Source organism: Sulfuricella sp. T08 (genome assembly GCF_000971475.1).
Lineage (GTDB): Bacteria > Pseudomonadota > Gammaproteobacteria > Burkholderiales > Sulfuricellaceae > Sulfuricella.
The window spans coordinates 1-16,882 of sequence record NZ_DF967521.1; the positions used below are offsets into that span (position 1 = coordinate 1).

At 55.2% G+C, this 16,882-nt stretch carries 23 protein-coding genes; 19 read left to right on the forward strand and 4 right to left on the reverse strand.

The features are described from left to right. Nucleotides 1-317 precede the first annotated feature (317 nt). From SCT_RS00355 to coq7, 12 genes are all read left to right on the forward strand, one after another. Entirely contained in the window at nucleotides 318-890 is a 573-nt protein-coding gene (locus tag SCT_RS00355; RefSeq protein WP_059417660.1) for an aminodeoxychorismate/anthranilate synthase component II, read from the forward strand. Continuing rightward, entirely contained in the window at nucleotides 887-1,918 is a 1,032-nt protein-coding gene (gene trpD / locus SCT_RS00360) for an anthranilate phosphoribosyltransferase (RefSeq protein WP_059417663.1), read from the forward strand. The genes SCT_RS00355 and trpD overlap by 4 nt, the downstream gene beginning before the upstream one ends. Nucleotides 1,919-2,013: 95 nt before the next feature. Continuing rightward, the gene (gene trpC / locus SCT_RS00365; RefSeq protein ID WP_059417665.1) at nucleotides 2,014-2,802 is read left to right on the forward strand and encodes an indole-3-glycerol phosphate synthase TrpC; all 789 of its coding nucleotides are present in this window, start codon (nucleotides 2,014-2,016) and stop codon (nucleotides 2,800-2,802) included. 323 nt (nucleotides 2,803-3,125) lie between these two features. After that, complete coding sequence (locus SCT_RS00370) at nucleotides 3,126-3,350, forward strand: AbrB/MazE/SpoVT family DNA-binding domain-containing protein (RefSeq protein ID WP_059417666.1); 225 nt, start codon at nucleotides 3,126-3,128, stop codon at nucleotides 3,348-3,350. After that, nucleotides 3,340-3,684, forward strand: coding sequence for a type II toxin-antitoxin system PemK/MazF family toxin (locus SCT_RS00375; RefSeq protein ID WP_059417667.1), 345 nt, complete (start codon nucleotides 3,340-3,342; stop codon nucleotides 3,682-3,684). Before SCT_RS00370 ends, SCT_RS00375 begins: the two co-directional genes overlap by 11 nt. A gap of 171 nt (nucleotides 3,685-3,855) precedes the next feature. Next, on the forward strand, nucleotides 3,856-5,055 hold the full coding sequence (locus tag SCT_RS00380) for a porin (RefSeq protein ID WP_059417669.1): 1,200 nt from the start codon (nucleotides 3,856-3,858) through the stop codon (nucleotides 5,053-5,055). Between the two features lie 132 nt (nucleotides 5,056-5,187). Next, nucleotides 5,188-5,448, forward strand: a complete 261-nt coding sequence (locus SCT_RS00385) for a type II toxin-antitoxin system Phd/YefM family antitoxin (protein WP_059417671.1) — start codon at nucleotides 5,188-5,190, stop codon at nucleotides 5,446-5,448. Next, on the forward strand, nucleotides 5,445-5,699 hold the full coding sequence (locus SCT_RS00390; protein WP_059417674.1) for a Txe/YoeB family addiction module toxin: 255 nt from the start codon (nucleotides 5,445-5,447) through the stop codon (nucleotides 5,697-5,699). The genes SCT_RS00385 and SCT_RS00390 overlap by 4 nt, the downstream gene beginning before the upstream one ends. A gap of 207 nt (nucleotides 5,700-5,906) precedes the next feature. Beyond that, the gene (locus SCT_RS00395) at nucleotides 5,907-6,143 is read left to right on the forward strand and encodes a hypothetical protein (protein WP_059417676.1); all 237 of its coding nucleotides are present in this window, start codon (nucleotides 5,907-5,909) and stop codon (nucleotides 6,141-6,143) included. Then, a complete protein-coding gene (locus SCT_RS00400; RefSeq protein WP_059417678.1) occupies nucleotides 6,127-6,489 on the forward strand; it encodes a type II toxin-antitoxin system PemK/MazF family toxin in 363 nt (120 codons plus the stop codon). The genes SCT_RS00395 and SCT_RS00400 overlap by 17 nt, the downstream gene beginning before the upstream one ends. Before the next feature lie 87 nt (nucleotides 6,490-6,576). Then, on the forward strand, nucleotides 6,577-7,779 hold the full coding sequence (locus SCT_RS00405) for a (Fe-S)-binding protein (protein WP_237759528.1): 1,203 nt from the start codon (nucleotides 6,577-6,579) through the stop codon (nucleotides 7,777-7,779). Continuing rightward, the gene (gene coq7, locus SCT_RS00410; protein ID WP_059417684.1) at nucleotides 7,763-8,389 is read left to right on the forward strand and encodes a 2-polyprenyl-3-methyl-6-methoxy-1,4-benzoquinone monooxygenase; all 627 of its coding nucleotides are present in this window, start codon (nucleotides 7,763-7,765) and stop codon (nucleotides 8,387-8,389) included. Before SCT_RS00405 ends, coq7 begins: the two co-directional genes overlap by 17 nt. Nucleotides 8,390-8,500: 111 nt before the next feature. Here the strand turns inward: coq7 and SCT_RS00415 are convergent, their stop codons facing one another. Continuing rightward, on the reverse strand, nucleotides 8,501-8,917 hold the full coding sequence (locus SCT_RS00415; protein ID WP_059417686.1) for an OsmC family protein: 417 nt from the start codon (nucleotides 8,915-8,917) through the stop codon (nucleotides 8,501-8,503). Nucleotides 8,918-9,047: 130 nt separating this feature from the next. On the opposite strand from SCT_RS00415, the gene rplM reads away from it, so the two are divergent. The 6 genes from rplM (at nucleotide 9,048) to erpA (ending at nucleotide 12,600) form a co-directional block, all read left to right on the forward strand. Beyond that, entirely contained in the window at nucleotides 9,048-9,476 is a 429-nt protein-coding gene (gene rplM, locus SCT_RS00420) for a 50S ribosomal protein L13 (RefSeq protein ID WP_059417690.1), read from the forward strand. A gap of 9 nt (nucleotides 9,477-9,485) precedes the next feature. Beyond that, the gene (gene rpsI, locus SCT_RS00425) at nucleotides 9,486-9,878 is read left to right on the forward strand and encodes a 30S ribosomal protein S9 (RefSeq protein ID WP_059417692.1); all 393 of its coding nucleotides are present in this window, start codon (nucleotides 9,486-9,488) and stop codon (nucleotides 9,876-9,878) included. Nucleotides 9,879-10,000: 122 nt separating this feature from the next. Then, nucleotides 10,001-11,029: an N-acetyl-gamma-glutamyl-phosphate reductase gene (argC, locus tag SCT_RS00430; protein ID WP_059417693.1), complete on the forward strand. Its 1,029-nt coding sequence runs from the start codon at nucleotides 10,001-10,003 to the stop codon at nucleotides 11,027-11,029. Beyond that, complete coding sequence (locus SCT_RS00435) at nucleotides 11,026-11,772, forward strand: DUF6776 family protein (protein ID WP_059417695.1); 747 nt, start codon at nucleotides 11,026-11,028, stop codon at nucleotides 11,770-11,772. Before argC ends, SCT_RS00435 begins: the two co-directional genes overlap by 4 nt. 9 nt (nucleotides 11,773-11,781) lie before the next feature. Beyond that, the gene (locus SCT_RS00440) at nucleotides 11,782-12,192 is read left to right on the forward strand and encodes a polymer-forming cytoskeletal protein (protein ID WP_059417698.1); all 411 of its coding nucleotides are present in this window, start codon (nucleotides 11,782-11,784) and stop codon (nucleotides 12,190-12,192) included. A 57-nt stretch (nucleotides 12,193-12,249) separates the two neighbouring features. Next, nucleotides 12,250-12,600 carry an iron-sulfur cluster insertion protein ErpA gene (gene erpA / locus SCT_RS00445; RefSeq protein ID WP_009207722.1) on the forward strand — a complete coding sequence of 117 codons (351 nt, stop codon included), beginning with the start codon at nucleotides 12,250-12,252 and terminating at the stop codon, nucleotides 12,598-12,600. Between the two features lie 170 nt (nucleotides 12,601-12,770). Here the strand turns inward: erpA and SCT_RS00450 are convergent, their stop codons facing one another. Beyond that, the gene (locus tag SCT_RS00450) at nucleotides 12,771-13,880 is read right to left on the reverse strand and encodes an anhydro-N-acetylmuramic acid kinase (RefSeq protein ID WP_237759529.1); all 1,110 of its coding nucleotides are present in this window, start codon (nucleotides 13,878-13,880) and stop codon (nucleotides 12,771-12,773) included. Between the two features lie 30 nt (nucleotides 13,881-13,910). Further along, nucleotides 13,911-15,230: an OapA family protein gene (locus SCT_RS00455; RefSeq protein WP_059417700.1), complete on the reverse strand. Its 1,320-nt coding sequence runs from the start codon at nucleotides 15,228-15,230 to the stop codon at nucleotides 13,911-13,913. Nucleotides 15,231-15,328: 98 nt separating this feature from the next. Here SCT_RS00455 and tyrS point away from each other — a divergent pair, with 98 nt between their 5' ends. Then, nucleotides 15,329-16,528 (forward strand): tyrosine--tRNA ligase, encoded by a 1,200-nt coding sequence (gene tyrS / locus SCT_RS00460; protein ID WP_059417702.1) that lies wholly within the window; start codon nucleotides 15,329-15,331, stop codon nucleotides 16,526-16,528. A gap of 58 nt (nucleotides 16,529-16,586) precedes the next feature. Here tyrS and SCT_RS17535 read toward each other — a convergent pair. Beyond that, nucleotides 16,587-16,882: hypothetical protein (locus tag SCT_RS17535; protein ID WP_237759530.1), on the reverse strand; the 296-nt coding region annotated here is incomplete at its 5' end.

Genomic DNA, 16,882 nt, shown 5'->3' on the forward strand with positions numbered 1-16,882 from the left:
CACTCGTTCCCGAGTAGGTCAGTGTATAAACGTGGGTCAAAATTCCATGCAAATCTCTATGGTTAGTGGGTCAGTTTTAAACGCAAATCAACACAGAGTATTCTCGGCTGGCTACGCAGTGCCCCAGTTACGTTCTGCTGATGATGTGAGATAATTCCCACTGAGAAATCGCCTCCGGTGCGGAAACGGCCAAAAATGGCGTAAAAACCGATGAAAAAGTACCAATTCAAAATGGTGGTAAATTGGTGGTAAATATCTACAATCAGTGAACATGTGTGGCAATTGATTGCAGGATAATCAAAAGGATATAGAAACACATGCTGCTGATGATCGATAATTATGATTCCTTCACCTACAACCTGGTGCAGTATTTCGGCGAGTTGGGTGCAGAGGTGCGGGTATTCCGCAACGATGAAATCACTGTGGAACAGGTTGCGGCGCTCAAGCCCGACCATATCGTGATTTCCCCCGGGCCGTGCACGCCCAACGAGGCGGGCATCTCGGTGCTGCTGATCAAGGAATTTGCCGGCAAGGTGCCGGTTCTCGGGGTGTGTCTGGGTCACCAGAGCATCGGCCAGGCCTTCGGAGGAAAAATTGTCCACGCTACGCAACTGATGCATGGCAAGACCTCGATGATCCACCACAAGGATACGGGTGTGTTCAAAGGGCTGCCCAATCCATTCCGCGCTACCCGCTACCATTCACTGGTGATCGAGCGCGAGAGCATTCCTGATTGCCTGGAAATTACCGCCTGGACCGAAGACGGCGAGATCATGGGCGTGCGCCACAAGACCCTGCAGGTGGAAGGCGTGCAGTTCCATCCCGAATCCATCCTGACCGAATACGGCCACGAAATGCTGGCTAACTTCCTTAAGGAGAAGCGGCCATGATCACGCCGCAACAGGCGCTGACCAGGTTGGTCGAGCAGCGCGAAATTTTTTACGACGAGATGCTGTCCTTGATGCGCCAGATCATGGGTGGGGAGCTGACGCCGGCGCAGATCGCAGGCATACTTATCGGTCTGCGGGTGAAAAAGGAAACCGTGGGGGAAATCGCTGCTGCTGCCCAAGTGATGCGCGAATTCGCCACCAAGGTGCCAGTCGCGAACCACGACCATCTGGTGGACACGTGTGGCACTGGGGGCGATGCCGCCCACACCTTCAACATCTCCACTGCCGCTGCTTTTGTTGCCGCCGCGGCCGGCGCCAAGGTGGCCAAGCACGGCGGACGTTCGGTGTCTTCCACCTGTGGTTCGGCGGACGTGCTGGAGGCGCTCGGTGTCAACCTCAACCTGACGCCGGAGCAGGTGGGCGGGTCTATAGACGAAATTGGTATCGGCTTTATGTTCGCCCCCAATTTCCACGGCGCCATGAAGCACGCCGCGCCAGTACGCCGCGAATTGGGCGTGCGTACCTTGTTCAACGTGCTGGGACCGCTTACCAACCCTGCCGGTGCCGGCAACCAGGTCATGGGCGTATTTCATCCTGACCTGGTCGGCATTCAGGCTCGCGTGCTGCAACGCCTCGGCAGCAGTCACGTGATGGTGGTGCACGGCAGCGACGGCATGGATGAAATCACCCTTTCCGGCGAAACCCTGGTCGGCGAGCTGAAGCAGGGTGAAATCAGCGAATTTACCCTTCATCCGCGCGAATTCGGCTTCGAGCCCTGCACTCTGGAAGTGCTGAAGGTATGGGACGCCGCCCAAGCCAGGGACATGCTGCTCGGCGTGCTTGACAACCTGCCCGGCCCTGCGCGGGACATCGTGCTGCTCAATGCCGGTGCCGCCATTTATGTGGCCGGCCGCGCACAAACCCTGGCTGAAGGCATCGAGCGGGCACGCGCGGCAATCGCCAGCGGCGAGGCCAGGGTCAAGCTCGATCAGCTGATTGCAGTCTCGAATCGTTTTAAAGCCGAATAACCACAGAGGCACAGAGGCACAGAGAAAACCGGTTTTTAGAGATTGGGATTTTGCTTTTCTCTGTGCCTCTGTGTCGCTGTGGTAAATTAAGAAGCATGTCCGACATCCTGCAAAAAATCCTCGAAGTCAAACAAGCCGAAGTCGCCCGGGCTGTGGCGAAGAAACCCTATGCGGCCGTGCGCACCGAGGCGGAGGCAATGCCGAAGCCGCGTGATTTCGTTGGTGCCATTCGCGCCAAAATTGCGTCAGGCAAACCGGCGGTGATCGCCGAGATCAAGAAGGCCAGTCCTTCCAGAGGGGTAATCCGGGAGAACTTCGATCCCGCCGCAATTGCCAGGAGCTACGAGCAGCACGGCGCGGCCTGCCTGTCGGTGTTGACCGACGTGCAGTTTTTCCAGGGCAGCAAGAACCACTTGATCGAAGCGCGCGCGGCCTGCAACATTCCGGTGCTGCGCAAGGACTTCATGATCGATCCTTACCAGATATGTCGTGCCCGCACCATCGGTGCCGACGCTATTCTGCTGATCGTGGCGGCGCTGGAGCTGTCGCAGATGAAAGAACTGGAGGCGCTGGCCCACGAACTGGGCATGGCAGTGCTGGTGGAGTCGCACGATGCTGCGGAACTGGATGCTGCACTACAACTCAAGACCCCGCTGATTGGCATCAACAACCGCAACCTGCGCACTTTCGAAACCCGTCTCGAAACCACCCTTGACCTGCTGCCGCGCATTTCTACCGACCGCATCGTTATCACCGAAAGCGGTATCCTCAAGCCGGCGGACGTGCGGCTGATGCAAAGCCATGGCGTCAACGCCTTCCTGGTCGGCGAGGCCTTCATGCGGGCCGATGATCCGGGTGTCGAACTGGCGCGGCTGTTCGGCTAGACGCTAAACGTAAACGGGTGCAATTAAAACGGGTAGTTGGTACAAGCGGTGTAGCCTGGATGAAGGCCAAAGGCCGTAATCCGGGGCATTCCGCCGAGTGGCGGGATGGGGCGGTGGAGGGTGTATTGCTCTATTGCGCCCTGCCGGGCACTCCCGGATTACGCTACGCTTCATCCAGGCTACGCACTGGATGTCTGAAGGGTTTGGTTTTCCCTTGCGAACCTTTGCGTCCTTTGCGGTGAATCGCCGTTAGGATAAATTCTTGACGAAGCCCGGCAGGCAATCTATAGTATTACAGTATTACTGTAATGCGTGGAGGGACTATGCTAGCTTCGAAAGTGACAACCAAATATCAGACGACAATCCCATTGGAAGTGCGCGAAAAGCTCGGCATTCAGCAGGGGGACATGGTCGCCTTTGAGCTTGAGAATGGGGTGGTGCGCTTGCGACGGGTTGTGCCGCTGGATGTGGAATACGCCAAGGCGCTAGCCGGAACCCTGAGCGAATGGGCTTCGGAGAATGACGAGGAGGCATACCGTGGCTTATAAAAAGTACGATGTTGTCACTGTCCCGTTCCCCTTTACAGATTCCGCAATGCAAAAACGTCGCCCGGCGTTGGTTTTGTCGGATCACGCTACCTTTAATGCAAAGATTGGCCATAGCGTCATGGCGATGATCACCAGCGAAAAGAACGCGCCATGGCCTCTAGATGTCAGGATAGCCGATCTGTCGCAGGCTGGCTTGCCAGCGCCATCCGTCGTGCGCATGAAACTGTTCACGCTCGATCACCGGTTTGTCGTTGCCAAAGTGGGGGTGTTGTCGAACGCCGACAGACTCTTGGTGAATGACAAGCTTGATACGCTATTGGCGATTAGCAAATAGTAGTCGTTGCAAAAAAACAACACATTTTCCCATTTCAACGAAAAACAAGACGTTTTTGTCGACTAGTGCTTGGAATCCTTGGGGAAGAGTGGTGATAATGAACTCGTCTGTAAAAGACAGGGCTCAATGATGAGCCTCGTTGCAAAACCCTACTCTCAAGGAGATCTATACATGAACAAGAAACTTATTGCTTTGGCAGTTGCTGCCGCGATCGCTCCTGCTGCAGCCATGGCTGACAGCGGTAACGTGTCCATCTACGGCATCATGGACGTGTCCTACGACATCACCGACAACGGCAACACTGCTACCGCTCAAGGCATCCGCACCCAAAAGGTGTCCTCCAACAGTTCCCGTCTGGGCTTCAAAGGTACTGAAGATCTGGGCAACGGCCTTGCCGCTATCTGGCAGATTGAATCCCAGATCAATGCTGATGGCAATGGTTTGTCCTCCAGCGCCACCGGTGGTACCACCTTCGGTGGTCGTAACACCTTCGCCGGTCTGAGCAGCAAGACCGCAGGCACCGCAATCCTCGGTCGCCACGACACCCCGTACAAGCTGGCCACCCGCAGCCTGGACTACTTCGGTGACGGCCTGGCCGACAACCGCAACCTGATGGGTCAAGGCGCTGGCTCATTCGACGGTCGCCAGTCCGATGTCGTGGCTTACATCTCCCCGACCGTGAGCGGCATGCATGCTGCCATCGCTCACGTGTCTGGTGCTGAAACTGCCACCACCTCTGGCCAAGCCAAGGGCGGTGCCTGGTCGCTGATGGGCATGTACGACAACGGCCCGTTGATGGCTTCCCTGGCTTATGAGAAGCATAACTTCGGTGATGCTACCGCTGCCGGCTCCGCTACAATTGTGACTCCTACTAGTCTGGTTGCTGGCACAGCAGTTGTTACTCCTGGTTCAGCCGCCACCTCCACTGGTACCCTGGGTGTTGCTGGCCTTGCTAACCGTTCTGAAAAGGCTTGGAAGCTGGGCGTGGGTTACAAGATCATGCCTGCGTTCGAAGTGGGTTTCGCCTATGAGAAAATCAGCAACGATCTGGGAACGGCTAACGCGGATACCGGTCATAAAGCCTATACTTTGGGCGGCAAGTACAGCATGGGTAGCAACGACCTGAAACTGGCTTATACCCATGTTGGCGATGCTGCGGGTACCTCAGCTAGCGGTGCCAAGCAGTGGGCGCTGGGTGTTGACCACAACATGAGCAAGCGCACCAAGGTGTATGCTCAATACGTCAAGCTGAGCAATGACACCAACGGCGCCTATGGCCTGAATGGCGCCGGCGCTACTGGTTCCGTCACTGCCAAGGGCGCTGATGCAGATCCGTCAGCTTGGTCCTTCGGTATGCGTCACAACTTCTAATTTCTCGCCGGCTAGTCCGGCTTGAAGTGTGAAGCAAAACGGGCCTCTTCGGAGGCCCGTTTTTTATTGGTGCGATGGATGATAATATTGTACAATTATAAGTACATTAAAATGTTTCGGGCGAGGTGGTTTATGGAAGCGCTTTCTTATAGTGAATTGCGGAGCAATCTGAAGAAAGTGATGGATCGGGTGTGCGATACGCACGAACCGGTCATTGTTGTTCGGCGCAACGGGGAGAAGACAGTGATGCTCTCTTATGCGGATTATTCAGCCATCGAGGAAACATCTTACTTGATGAGGAGTCCTAAAATGGCCGCACGTCTGCGTGAAAGCCTGGAAAGCTTGCGCGATGGAGGTGGCGAGGAACAGACGCTGACCGAAGTCGGCGAATGAAAATCCTGTTTCACCCCCATGCCTGGGAGGATTATGGCTACTGGTTGCACGCCGACCCCAAGAAGGTAAAGCGTATCAATGCGCTGATACGCGATATTCAACGTTCCCCCTTTGAAGGGATCGGTAAGCCGGAAGGGTTGCGCTTTGATCTTTCGGGTTGCTGGAGTCGTCGGATTGACGACGAGCATCGCTTGGTTTATCGGGTGGAAGAGGATGTGCTTCATCTCCTTGCCTGCCGTTATCATTATTAAAGCTGCGCCACAAACGGGACTGTTGCCCTGTCCTTGAGTATTACCCCCCTAAAGATTTCTTGCTGGTTCAGTCTGGCTTAATTTGGGAAGCTTAAAATGGTCCTCTTCGGAGGCCCATTTTTTGTTGGTGATTATGAGTGAATTGACGATAGGGTTTCTGTGTTGTACTCTGTAATTCAGAATAGAATTCAATATAGGAATACAATTATGAATACGATTTCAGTGCGCCTGCCAGATCCCCTGCTCAAGGAGGCTGATAATGGTGCGAAATTGTTGCATATTCCTCGCTCCGAATACTTCAGGCTCGCCATTGAAGAGATGAACAAACGCTTGCAGGAGCAGAGCCGCAGGCAACGCTTGATGCAGGCATCGCAACGAGTCAGGGCAGAGAGCATGGTTGTGAATGCGGAATTTGAAGCCATTGAGCATGATGTTGACGCTTAATCACGGCGAGGTATGGCTTGCCAACCTCAACCCTGGACGTGGCACGGAACCGGGGAAGACTCGCCCTGTTCTGATTGTGCAAAGCCAGGCGCTACTCGATGCGGGCCATCCTTCGACGCTGGTGCTGCCGCTGACGACCAAGCTGATCGAAGATGCGGAACCGCTACGTCTGCGTTTGCCTGCGCAAGATCAGCTTGAGCAGGTTTCCGATGTTCTGGTGGATCAGCTACGTGCAGTAGACAATAGGCGTTTGATTGGTCAGGCGCTCGCTACCTGTGATGCGGAGTTCATGCGTCGGGTTTACGCCGCGCTATGCGAGGTGATGGACGTTCCCAATGTTGCTTGACGCGCGCAACCAAGTGGGCCGATTGCCCTGTCTATGAGTGTTCCCATCCGGCTCCCTCAAAGCAAAATTCCTGATACGTTAGTCGATATGGCTGCCCGCTGTGTTTCCTGCGGCCTGTGTCTGCCGCATTGTCCCACTTACCGCAAGACGCTGAGCGAGGCGGATTCGCCGCGCGGGCGCATTGCGCTGATGCAGGGCGTGCTGGAGCAGCGCATTCCTGCAAACCAACGGTTTCAGGTGCATATCGATTTATGTCTTGCCTGCCGTGCTTGCGAGAATGTCTGTCCGAATAACGTAGAATATGGCCGCTTGATCAACGGAGTGCGGGGTATCGTAGAGAAATCCCGCCAGCGCAGCGTGCTGCAGCGGCTGGGGCGGCGCGCGTTAATGGACGGCGTGGCGACCCGGCCGTCCATGTTGCGCCTGGTGGGTGGGGCATTGCGTACATGGCAGGTTATGGCGGGCAAGGCTGGCTGGTTGATGCGGTTTGGTCTGGTGCGGATCTCGGCACGGCTGCCGCCACTGAGGCCACAGCCAGTCTGGAAGGCGGTTTATCCGGCTGCAGGCAAGGCGCGTGGCGAGGTGGGGTTGTTTCTCGGCTGTGTGGCGCGGGTGGCGGACGTCGAAACTCTCTCGGCCTCGATTTTTGTCCTCAACCGGCTCGGTTATACCGTGCATGTGCCGCCCCGGCAGGGCTGTTGCGGTGCCATGCATGCGAGTCTGGGTGAACCGGAGAAGGTGCGTATGTTTGAGGAGCAGAATCTCCGGGCATACACGGGGGTGAATGTGGAGGCCGTGATCTCGACCGCCGCCGGGTGTGGTACGGCGTTGAAAAGCTATCCGCCAGATTTCGCGGGCAGGGTGAGGGACATCAGCGAATTCCTGGGCGAGGCTGGGGGCTGGGAAGAGGCCGGAATTGCGCCACTGGCAGAAAAAGTGGCGGTGCATGAGCCCTGTTTGATGCGAAATGTGCTGCATTGCCAGGACAAGCCCTATGATCTGCTGCGCCGCATTCCTGGCACGACGGTTGTGCCGCTCGCGGGGAGCGACCAGTGCTGCGGTGCGGCAGGGACTTATTTTCTGACTCAGCCGGATATGGCGGCAAGCTTGCTTGCTGATAAAATAGAGGCAGTAAAGGCCAGCGGTGCGCGGATTTTGGCAACTTCCAACATCGGTTGCGCCATGCATCTGGCTGCTGGTCTGAAGGCGGCGGGTATCGAAATCGAAGTGGTTCATCCAATAACTTTGCTGGCCCGACAAATGGGGTTTGATAATGATAAAAATAGATGACTTGATCGTGGAATTCGACAAAGGCTTACGCACCTTGCTGGCCCCGGCGCGTACTTCACGCCCATTGCCGGGAAAGAGCCTGGCTGAAGCTGAAATGGGCGAGGACGAAAAACGCCTGGCTGCGGCGCTGATGCGCGTGAACCACAGCGGCGAGATCTGCGCGCAGGCGCTTTACCAAGGGCAGGCGCTGACGGCGCGCAAGCCCGAAATTCAGCAGGCGCTGAAAGAGGCGGCAAGCGAGGAAACCGAGCACCTGAACTGGTGCGAAAGCCGCATCAATGATCTGGGAGGACGCAAAAGCCTGCTTAACCCCACCTGGTATACCGGTTCGCTGGCGATCGGCGCGCTGGCCGGCGCGTTGGGTGACAAATGGAATCTGGGTTTTCTGGCTGAAACAGAGCGGCAGGTGGTTCGCCATCTGGATGGCCATTTGCAGCGTCTGCCGGCTAGCGATGTAAAAAGCCGTGCGGTGGTCGAACAGATGAAGGAGGATGAGGCCCGGCACGCTACCACGGCGCTGGAGCATGGCGGGGCGGAATTGCCTGCGCCGGTGAAGCTGGCGATGAAGCTTTCCGCCAGGATGATGACTGGGGTTGCGTTTCGGATTTAAGGATTAACCACAGAGACACAGAGGCACAGAGAAAAACAAACCCCTAAACTTGTCAAAAACGACTTTGACCCTGTTTCAAAGGTTTTCTCTGTGCCTCTGTGGTAAGCGTTTTTACTCTTCCACGATCTCGAAATCGTGAGTCATCTCGGCGGTCTTGCCGAGCATGATCGAAGCCGAGCAGTATTTCTCCGCGGACAGCTTGATGGCTTTTTCTACTTGCTCCGGTTTGACCCCCTTGCCGCGCACCGTGAAATGGAAATGCATCTTGGTGAACACCTTGGGTTCCTTGTCTGCGCGATCGGCCTGGATGGAGACTTCGCAGCCACTGACAGCCTGGCGGCTTTTTTTCAGGATTGCCACAACATCGAAAGCGGTGCAGCCACCGGCGCCGAGCAGCAGCATTTCCATCGGACGCGGCCCGAGGTTACGTCCGCCTGCGTCAGGCGGGCCGTCCATCAGAACGGCGTGGTTGCTGTCGGTAATGCCTAGAAAGCTGGCGTCTTCCACCCATTTGACCCGTGCCTGCATGAGATTTCCTTTTTTGTCAGTTGTTCAGCCGCGAAATTATAGCACTGCGATAGTGACAAACGTTTGACAGCAGCTGCGGTCTTGACATAAAATGCGCGTCTTTATCTGATACAGCAACCGGAATTTCTGCATGAAAACCTTTTCTGCAAAAGATCACGAAGTAAAACGTGATTGGTACGTGGTGGATGCCACTGACAAAGTTTTGGGCCGTTTGGCCAGCGAGATCGCATCGCGTCTTCGTGGCAAGCACAAGCCCGAGTATACGCCGCACGTGGATACCGGCGATTATATCGTGGTGATCAACGTGGACAAGCTGCGCGTTACCGGCAACAAGGCTGAAGGTAAGGTGTACCATCGCCATACCGGCTATCCTGGCGGTATTATCAGCACCACTTTCGCCAAGATGCACGCCCGATTCCCGGAGCGTCCATTGGAAAAAGCGGTCAAGGGCATGCTGCCGAAAGGTCCGCTGGGCTACGCCATGTTCCGTAAGCTGAAAGTTTACAAAGGCGCGCAGCACATGCACAGCGCGCAGCAACCCAAAGTACTGGAAATTTAAGGAATTATCATGATCGGCACCTACTACTACGGCACGGGACGGCGCAAGTCTTCTGTTGCACGCGTGTTTCTGAAGCCAGGCAAAGGCGACATCATCGTCAACGACAAGCCAGTGGATGTTTTCTTTTCTCGCGAAACCGGCCGCATGGTTGTGCGTCAGCCGCTGGAACTGACCAGCCATCAGGGCACGTTCGATATTATGATCAACGTCCATGGCGGAGGTGAGTCCGGCCAGGCAGGCGCGGTGCGTCACGGTATTACGCGTGCCCTGATCGATTATGATGCAGCGCTGAAGCCTACCTTGAGTGCAGCAGGTCTGGTAACTCGGGATGCGCGCGAAGTTGAACGGAAAAAAGTCGGCCTGCGCAAAGCTCGCCGCGCTAAGCAGTTCTCCAAGCGTTAATCGCAGCTGCGATCGCAAAAAAGCCGCCCTTTGGCGGCTTTTTTGTTGCCTGTTGGTAATTGTTGTCTATTGCCAACAGGGCTATTATTATCGATAAATTCAACATTGGGATATTGATCAATATGGTTAAAGTCGGGATCGTTGGGGGTACGGGATATACCGGAGTGGAATTGCTGCGCCTGCTTGCGCAGCATCCGGACGTCGAGTTGGTGGCTATTACCTCGCGCAAGGAAGCGGGAATGGCGGTGAGCGACATGTTTCCCAATCTGCGCGGCAGGGTGGGGCTGAAGTTTGTCGACCCGGCCGAAGCGCCATTGAAATCCTGCGACGTGGTGTTTTTTGCAACACCTAACGGTATCGCCATGCAGCAAACGCGCGAATTGCTCGATGCTGGTGTGCGCGTCATCGACCTGGCAGCGGATTTTCGCATCAAGGACGTGGCGTTGTGGGAAAAGTGGTACGGCATGCAGCATGCCTGCCCTGACCTGATTGCCGAAGCAGTGTACGGCTTGCCTGAGCTCAACCGCGCGCAAATCAGGACAGCGCGCTTGATCGCCAATCCCGGTTGTTATCCGACGGCGGCGCAACTTGGCTTTCTCCCCCTGATCGAGGCGGGTGTGGCGGATCTCGGTCATCTGGTGGCTGATTGCAAGTCAGGGGTGTCTGGCGCAGGTCGCAAAGCCGAGGTGGCAGCCCTGTTCAGCGAGGCTGCCGACAACTTCAAGGCTTATGCAGTGGCAGGGCATCGCCATCTGCCGGAGATTCGCCAGGGTCTTACTTTCGTGGCGGGCAAGCCGGTGCAACTGACTTTCGTGCCCCATCTGACGCCGCTGATTCGCGGTATCCACGCTACTTTGTATGTGCGCCTGACCGCTGAAGTTGACTTGCAGGCGCTCTATGAAAAGCGCTATGCCAATGAATATTTCGTCGATGTGCTTCCTGCTGGAGCGCATCCGGAGACACGTTCGGTGCGTGGAGGCAACTTCTGCCGCATTGCCGTGCACCGGCCGCAGGGCGGTGATATCGCCGTGGTATTGTCTGTCATCGACAATCTGACCAAAGGCGCTGCCGGGCAGGCAGTGCAAAATATGAATCTGCTGTTTGATTTGCCCGAAAATAGGGGCCTGGAGCAGATTCCGCTGCTGCCATGAGGCTTGATCGCAGGCTGAAACACCGTTTCGGCATAGCGGCGGCCCCTTTGGCGGTGCGTCGGCATGTGGCGTGGTACTGGCGCTTGCCGCTACTGGCGGCGATTCTGCTGGTCGGCGGATTAGTGTTGTCCTGGCTGTTTTACAATGCTGGGGCACGCTTTACGGGCCTGGATCGCGGTGCAACAGTGGACGAGTTGCAGCGCTTGCGTGAGAAGCTTGGATCGCTGGAGCGGGAAAATGCCAGTCTGCGTTCAGATGGGGCGCAAAGCGATCGCAAGATGCAGATTGAGCAGGCGACGCAGAATGATCTTGCCAAAACCGTCAAGACGTTGCAGGATGAGAATGCTCAATTGAAGGAGGATTTGACCTTCTTACGCAAGCAGATGTCCTCCGACAAGAGAGATGGCGATCTCAGTATCTACCGTTTCAAAGTTGAAAACACCATGCCGGGCGAGTACCGCTATAGGTTATTGCTGTTGCAGGGTGGGCAAAGGGAGCGCGAATTTCAGGGTAAAGTGCAGTTTCTGGTCAGTTTTACCCGAGGGGGGGAAAAGCTGGTCATGACGCTTCCTGCCGCGAAGGAAGCAGAGGCACAGGCCTATAATTTGAATTTCAAGTTTTACCAGCGTTTGGAGGGGGTTTTTCATGTCGAGCCCAATGCGCAGGTAAAAAAAGTCCAGATACGTGTGTTCGAAAACGGTGCTGTTCAGCCGAAGCTGGTGCAAGCCGTCAATTTGTCATGAGGATAACTGATGTTTTTCGGAAAGAATAAACGCAACAGACCGCAAAACCGAATTGATTCATTGATTGGTATCGGTACGAAAATTGAAGGCAACGTGTTCTTCAGTGGCGGCTTGAGGGTGGACGGCACTATCAAGGGAAATGTTAGCGAGACGGGTGACCAGCCCAGCACGCTGGTGCTGAGCGAGCAGGCTCGGATCGAGGGGGTGATTCGAGTGTCGCACGTGGTGATTAATGGCACCGTTGTGGGTCCCGTTCAGGCGCAAGAATACGTGGAACTGCAATCGAAATCCCGTGTCACAGGTGACGTGTTCTACAAAACCCTGGAGATGCATGTTGGGGCGATTGTGGAAGGAAAATTGGTGCATCAGGAAGGTGTGGCCGAGCAACCGGGAGAAGTTCAGCCGGTTCCGAGTAATTGACTAAATAACTCAACTATAGGATAATTAACATTAGTAGTTTATATAAGGAGATACAGAATGAATGCAGTGACTGAAATGCCCAGCCCGCTGAACTTTACTGACAGCGCGGCAGCCAAGGTGAAGCAGTTGATCGATGAGGAAGGCATTCCGGGTCTGAAGCTGCGCGTGTTTGTCAGCGGTGGTGGTTGTTCCGGTTTCCAGTATGGCTTTACCTTCGATGAGACGACCAACGAAGATGACACCACGGTGGAGAAAAACGGCGTTGCTCTCCTGATCGACCCGATGAGCTTCCAGTATCTGGCGGGTTCCGAGATTGATTATCAGGAAGGGTTGCAAGGTTCGCAGTTCGTGATCAAGAACCCGAACGCCACCACGACCTGCGGTTGCGGCTCGTCTTTTTCAGCGTAAGCCGTTCGATTAAAGCAAGCGCCTTTTCGCGTGTGTTGTTCCGCTTCAGCGGAATACAACCACGGTGAAGACCCTTGCGATCTCTCGTTTACTTCCTCTCCTGCTCGCGGGAGAGGATTGAGGAGAGGGAGCAGGCAAGACAAAAGGGGCTTACGCCCCTTTTGTCTTTATCAAGCTGGGTAGATTGCGCCGAGGATGCGCGCGCCTTTTGCCCCAGTCACCTCCGGCAAGTTGCCGGGATTTCCATTAAGCGCCTGCTTGGCAAGCCAGGCAAAGGCAAAAGCCTCCACCCAGTCTGCGTTCACACCTAAGTCATCGGTTGGCGCGATGCTTCTGTTGGGCAGGGATTGTTTCAGGCTGCGCATCAGGGTCCCGTTATGGGCGCCTCCTCCACATAGGTAAATCTCGCTGGCTGTACTGCAATGACCCAGGATGGCAGCGGTGATCGCTTTCACGGTCAGCTCAAGCAAGGTAGCCTGAACATCGGCCGGGGCAAAATCGGGTGACAGGAAATGTTCCAGCCAAGGCAGATTAAACAGATCGCGGCCGGTACTTTTGGGTGGGGGCGAGGCAAAGAACGGCTCGGTGAGGAGTTGCCGCAACAATTCCGGGATGGGGTGGCCACTTGCCGCCCATGTGCCATCCTTGTCATAGGGCTGGTCCAAGTGCCTTGTGGTCCAGGCGTCCAGCAAGAGATTGCCGGGCCCGCAGTCGAATCCGAGCACCCCGCCGTGGGGTGGCAGGCTGGTCAGGTTACTGATGCCGCCAATGTTGACGATAACACGGTGGTGTCCCGGATGGCTGAACAATGCAGCATGAAAAGCAGGCACTAGCGGCGCACCCTGTCCACCGGCAGCGATATCGCGGCTCCTGAAGTCGGCGACCACGGCAATGTTGGTCAGTTCGGCCAGCAACGCCGGATTTGCGAGCTGAATGGTGAATCCGAGGTCGGGGCGGTGGCGCACGGTTTGTCCGTGGCAGCCGATGGCCTTCACCTGCTCGGCCATGATTTTCGCATTTCCTAATAATGTCTGGACTGCCGCTGCATAGCGGCGCGACAGTTCGTTTGCCGCCACAGCCGCACGTTCAAGTTCGTTTGCTCCAGCGCTGTTTAGCGCAAGCAATTCGATACGCAGTGCTTCGTCAAAAGGGATGAACTTGCTGTGCAGCAGTTTGCAGGTATTGTTTTCGAAAGCGGCCAGAACTGCATCAACACCGTCAAGACTGGTGCCGGACATTAGTCCGACATAGTATTCAGGTGCGATGAAAGGCAGATTCAAAACGGCTGGCCGAAATGATTCCGGTGAGTATTAGTCGAGTGATGCCAGATTGGTATTCTTCAGCAAATTTAGACGCATTGCCAGGTTTTCGGCCATCTTGCTGAAATCGGCCTTGTACTGGGTCGCGATAGGGAAGGCGGTCGGCAGGGGAATGCTTAAGGGATTGCGCTGTACGCCAGCGATGCGGAATTCATAGTGGAGATGAGGGCCTGTAGCAAGGCCGGTCATGCCAACGTAGGCAACAGTATCCCCTTGGTTTACTTTGCTGCCTCGGTGCAGGCCTCTCGCAAAGGCGGAAAGATGACCATAGGCGGTGCTGTACTGGCCTTGATGCTGAAGCACAAGTAGATTGCCGTAGCCGCGTTGATTGCCAATGTAGCTGACGGTGGCGTCAGCCACTGCTTTTACCCGGGTGCCGATGGGAGCGCCATAGTCAATGCCTTTGTGGGCGCGCCATTCTTTCAGCACGGGGTGGAAGCGGGCGTTGGTGAATCCAGAGGTGATTCGAGAGAATTCCAGGGGGGAGCGCAAGAATGCCTTGCGCAGGTTTTTGCCTTCGGGGGTGTAATAGCCACCATGACCTTCGCGATCCTGGAAATAAACAGCACGATAGCTCTTGCCGCTGTTGATGAATTCCGCCGCAAGCACGCGACCGGTCTTGATCAACTCGCCCTTGTTGTAGAATGATTCATAGACGACGGTGACTTTGTCCCCTTTTTGCAGGTCGCTGTGGAAGTCAATGTCTGACGAAAAAATATCGGCGATTTGCATGGCGATATTGTCTGGAATATTGGCGGCATCGGTTGCGCCGAATAATGAGCTTTTGATTTCAGCCGATTTCATCATCAGGCGCGTTTCGAGCGGCACCGCATCGTCGCTGGCCTTAAACCCGTCAGCCTGTTTCTCTACCTTCAGCATGGATTCGCTGCTGCTGATGTACTGCAGGGCGAGGAGATTTCCTTCCGAGTCGGTTTGGGCGCGTACAATTCGGCCGGGAATCAGCAGACGCAGGGCTTTTGAGTCCTTTGCGCTCTGCATGAATCCGGTGATGTCCTCATCATTGACATTCAGGCGGTCCAGCAGGGCTGACATCGTGTCGCCACGCTGAATTCTCTCCTCGTGCCAGAAGTTGCCGGCGATGTTGGACGGTGTGGCGGCACTGGGAAGTTGCAGGTTTTCAATAACAGTGTGGACGGGGATCTGGCGCGTTTGTGTGTCCGGGGCAATACCGAAGGCGGCAACTATGCCGAATAATGGCAGGCTGGAAATGGCCACCAGCCAGCGCAGGCTTAATTTTCGTTCTTGCACAAACAGCTTTTGCGCTAAAATACCGATCTCGTTGTTTTGCATGACTTCCCTGAGCGTTTAGTGTGGGCAGAAGCTTACCAGAAGATGGGCGATCAGTGAAGGTCGAATCGATTACATATTGTTTAAGCAGGCGGTTATAGATGACCCAGGTTAATGAAGCGTTGCAGGTAATAAAAAGAGGGTGTGACGAATTGCTGGTGGAGCAGGAGCTCATTGAAAAGCTTGCCACTGGCAGGTCGTTGCGAGTCAAGGCAGGGTTCGACCCTACCGCGCCGGATTTGCACCTCGGGCATACTGTACTGCTTAACAAGTTACGCCAGTTTCAGGAGCTGGGGCACGAGGCAATGTTCCTGATCGGCGATTTTACCGGCATGATCGGTGATCCTACCGGTAAGAATGCGACTCGCAAGCCGTTGACTCGCGACGACGTGATCGAGAACGCACGAACTTACGAGCAGCAGATCTTCAAGATACTTGATCCTGAAAAGACGCTGGTGATGTTCAACTCCAGCTGGATGGCTGAAATGAGCGCTTCCGATCTGATTGCCTTGGCGGCGAAGCACACCGTGGCACGCATGCTGGAACGCGATGATTTTCATAAGCGCTACAGCTCCGGCCAATCCATATCTATTCATGAGTTCCTTTATCCGTTGATCCAGGGATACGATTCGGTGGCGATGAAGGCGGATGTGGAGTTGGGAGGAACCGACCAGAAATTCAATCTGTTGGTTGGGCGTGAGCTGCAGAAACATTACGGGCAGCCACCTCAAGTCGTCTTGACCATGCCGATCCTGGAGGGATTGGATGGCGTGCAGAAGATGTCCAAATCGTTGGGTAACTATATAGGCATACACGAGGCGCCGAATGAAATGTTCGGCAAGCTGCTGTCCGTGTCGGATGATTTGATGTGGCGTTATATAGAATTGCTTTCATTTCAGCCATTGGCTCAGGTGTCCAAGTGGAAAACGGAGACGCAGGAAGGGCGCAACCCGCGCGATATCAAGGTGATGTTCGCCCAGGAGATCGTTACCCGCTTTCACAGCAAGGCGGCAGCGGAAGCTGCCCTGGCGGATTTTGAAGCGCGTTTCAGGCAAGGCGCGATGCCGGATGAAATGCCGGAGGTCACGCTGATCGGCGGGGCGGATGGGTTGCCAATAAGCCAGGTTCTCAAGCAGGCGGGGCTTACCGCCAGTACCTCAGACGCATTGCGCATGATCGATCAGGGCGGGGTAAAGCTCGATGGCGAGAAGCTGAGCGACAAGGCGCTCAAGCTAAAAACCGGCGAAATTGTTGTGGCACAGGTGGGGAAACGCAAGTTTGCGCGCATCACGGTGAGCTAAACAGGCGATCGTAGTCCGATGCTTTTCAATGACTTGTAATTTTATTGTAACAAATCCGTCAAAAGTCCTTGACCAGCGTGTCTGGGTCTATATAATGCGCACCTTCCTGATGCAGCGCAAACAAGCGCGGTGACAGGAAAGGCGCAGAAAATAAGGGTTTGACGAAACAAAAAAACTCTGTAGAATGCGCCGCTCTCGATAGCGCAAAACAATGCGGTAACGAGTAAGGTGAAGCAAAAGAGTTGTTGCAGTTTTCCGATAACTCTGTAGAATGCGCACCTCGCTTCGGTAGTAGGAAGCGCTGCTTCATTAGGTTGAAGCCCTGTTCTTTAAAAATATACAGCCGATAAGTGT

Excerpts from the sequence above, each read along its gene's own strand:
- SCT_RS00355 (WP_059417660.1), top strand. The coding sequence starts at position 318 with ATGCTGCTGATGATCGATAATTATGATTCCTTCACCTACAACCTGGTG.
- trpD (WP_059417663.1), top strand. The coding sequence starts at position 887 with ATGATCACGCCGCAACAGGCGCTGACCAGGTTGGTCGAGCAGCGCGAA.
- trpC (WP_059417665.1), top strand. The coding sequence starts at position 2,014 with ATGTCCGACATCCTGCAAAAAATCCTCGAAGTCAAACAAGCCGAAGTC.
- SCT_RS00370 (WP_059417666.1), top strand. The coding sequence starts at position 3,126 with ATGCTAGCTTCGAAAGTGACAACCAAATATCAGACGACAATCCCATTG.
- SCT_RS00380 (WP_059417669.1), top strand. The coding sequence starts at position 3,856 with ATGAACAAGAAACTTATTGCTTTGGCAGTTGCTGCCGCGATCGCTCCT.
- SCT_RS00385 (WP_059417671.1), top strand. The coding sequence starts at position 5,188 with ATGGAAGCGCTTTCTTATAGTGAATTGCGGAGCAATCTGAAGAAAGTG.
- SCT_RS00390 (WP_059417674.1), top strand. The coding sequence starts at position 5,445 with ATGAAAATCCTGTTTCACCCCCATGCCTGGGAGGATTATGGCTACTGG.
- SCT_RS00395 (WP_059417676.1), top strand. The coding sequence starts at position 5,907 with ATGAATACGATTTCAGTGCGCCTGCCAGATCCCCTGCTCAAGGAGGCT.
- SCT_RS00400 (WP_059417678.1), top strand. The coding sequence starts at position 6,127 with ATGATGTTGACGCTTAATCACGGCGAGGTATGGCTTGCCAACCTCAAC.
- SCT_RS00405 (WP_237759528.1), top strand. The coding sequence starts at position 6,577 with ATGGCTGCCCGCTGTGTTTCCTGCGGCCTGTGTCTGCCGCATTGTCCC.
- coq7 (WP_059417684.1), top strand. The coding sequence starts at position 7,763 with ATGATAAAAATAGATGACTTGATCGTGGAATTCGACAAAGGCTTACGC.
- SCT_RS00415 (WP_059417686.1), bottom strand. The coding sequence starts at position 8,917 with ATGCAGGCACGGGTCAAATGGGTGGAAGACGCCAGCTTTCTAGGCATT.
- rplM (WP_059417690.1), top strand. The coding sequence starts at position 9,048 with ATGAAAACCTTTTCTGCAAAAGATCACGAAGTAAAACGTGATTGGTAC.
- rpsI (WP_059417692.1), top strand. The coding sequence starts at position 9,486 with ATGATCGGCACCTACTACTACGGCACGGGACGGCGCAAGTCTTCTGTT.
- argC (WP_059417693.1), top strand. The coding sequence starts at position 10,001 with ATGGTTAAAGTCGGGATCGTTGGGGGTACGGGATATACCGGAGTGGAA.
- SCT_RS00435 (WP_059417695.1), top strand. The coding sequence starts at position 11,026 with ATGAGGCTTGATCGCAGGCTGAAACACCGTTTCGGCATAGCGGCGGCC.
- SCT_RS00440 (WP_059417698.1), top strand. The coding sequence starts at position 11,782 with ATGTTTTTCGGAAAGAATAAACGCAACAGACCGCAAAACCGAATTGAT.
- erpA (WP_009207722.1), top strand. The coding sequence starts at position 12,250 with ATGAATGCAGTGACTGAAATGCCCAGCCCGCTGAACTTTACTGACAGC.
- SCT_RS00455 (WP_059417700.1), bottom strand. The coding sequence starts at position 15,230 with ATGCAAAACAACGAGATCGGTATTTTAGCGCAAAAGCTGTTTGTGCAA.
- tyrS (WP_059417702.1), top strand. The coding sequence starts at position 15,329 with ATGACCCAGGTTAATGAAGCGTTGCAGGTAATAAAAAGAGGGTGTGAC.